The sequence below is a fragment of the Actinomadura nitritigenes genome (assembly GCF_017573545.1).
Taxonomy (GTDB): Bacteria; Actinomycetota; Actinomycetes; order Streptosporangiales; family Streptosporangiaceae; genus Spirillospora; species Spirillospora nitritigenes.
Genome location: NZ_JAGEOK010000097.1, coordinates 1 through 1,480 on the forward strand (window position 1 = coordinate 1; position 1,480 = coordinate 1,480).

Annotated in this window: 2 protein-coding genes; one reads left to right on the forward strand and one right to left on the reverse strand. The window is 66.2% G+C overall.

Going from position 1 to position 1,480, the window contains the following annotated elements; genetic code table 11:
* On the forward strand, positions 1 to 335 hold a 335-nt coding region (locus tag J4557_RS49015; RefSeq protein ID WP_243775100.1), incomplete at its 5' end, for a transposase family protein.
* Between the two features lie 106 nt (positions 336 to 441).
* On the opposite strand, the gene J4557_RS49020 is transcribed toward J4557_RS49015, so the two are convergent.
* Entirely contained in the window at positions 442 to 1,227 is a 786-nt protein-coding gene (locus J4557_RS49020; protein ID WP_208274821.1) for a hypothetical protein, read from the reverse strand.
* Between the last annotated feature and the right edge of the window lie 253 nt (positions 1,228 to 1,480).

The window sequence follows — 1,480 nt, forward strand, 5'->3', positions numbered from 1 at the left end:
CGGGACCACTACGCGGCTCGGTCCACGACCTGACAGCAGCCCGGATCTGGGGTGTCATCCGGGCCCTGGCGGCCACCGGGCTGCCGGTGCTGGCCGATAAGGCCTACCAGGGCGCCGGCACGCACATCCTCACGCCCTACAAGGGACGTGACAAGCCCGAACCGCTCAAGGACGCCAACCGTGCACACGCCAAGCTCCGCGGACCCGGAGAACGCGCGAACGCCCAACTCAAGTCATGGCGAATCCTACGGAAGCTGCGCTGCTGCCCCCACCGCGCCGGCCGCATCGCCAAGGCCATCCATACCCTGCAACTCCGCGAAACCGCAGCACGCTGAAAAAGGCTCACTGTCGGGAACCGTCGGGACGGCTCAAGTTCAATTCCCCCGGGGGAACCGAGCTGTCGGAATGCCGTGGTGGCGCTCCGCGGGAGAAGCGTCTCCACTAGTGATACTCAGCCCCGTTCCGCAAGTCGCGCAGAGGTGGATGGCCAGCGGCCTCAAGGTCTTGGTCAAGCCACTCCGGCTCTCCTGCGTATGCGTGTTCCCACCACCCGGCGCGCTCATTGTCGCGCTTACGTAGCGGAATCACGAGCGTCTCCCGGAGGAGATGTGGCGCGAGCAGGCGACGGACAAAGGATCCGTCTGAGGTTCGGATGGTGGCTGTTTCGGCGGTTGGGTCGGTTGCTCCGAGGCTGACAGCCGGACCTGTCGAGAGCACGACTCCCTCGGCGTTCTCCGGCCACTGCACCAGTTCACGAATCGCTGCGGCGATCTCCGCGAGGCGCTCCTGCGGTTCCAACTTCGCCCAATCGGTGAACTGGAACAACCCGTCTAGGCAGTCGACGCGGATCCAGGCCGGCCACGGGCCGCGGACTTGGGCGGCTTTGGCGGACAGCGTCCTGCCGAGGCGACGCCAGCCGTCGCGCTGCTGCACCGCGCCTGTGAACCGGGCTGTCGGCACCGGGACCGCACCGCTGTGGACGGTCACGACACCGATCTCGCTCAGAACCGGATTCGCGCCGGTCGATCCGGTCGTCGATTTCGCGACAGCCTCGACGGCGTCCAGCCACGCCTGGGTATCGTCCTTCGCCATGTGACCATCAAGGGCGACGGTGCAGATCACGTTGTGACGTAGCTCGATCTGACGGATCGCGGCCATGAGACCGTCCTCGTAGGACTGCCAGTCCCGATCGACGGCAGCGCGGGGCACGGTCGTCGTCTCCACCATCCATGGCCGATCGGTGTCCCCGTCGATAAGTAGATCTCCGTGTCTGCTCGAGTCAGGGATCGCCGGCTCGAATGTGGCGCTGCTTCCCCGATCCTCGGCGGCACGCGCGACCTCCAGTTGGAGCAGAGTGAGCCTTTTTCAGCGGCAGTTCGGTGTGGGCTGATCACAGCATGATCGCGGGCGGCGTGGGCGGTGCCGGACGTCAAGAAGCCCCTGGTAGGACGGTTGGTCTCTCACAACGTCCCGTCCCCAC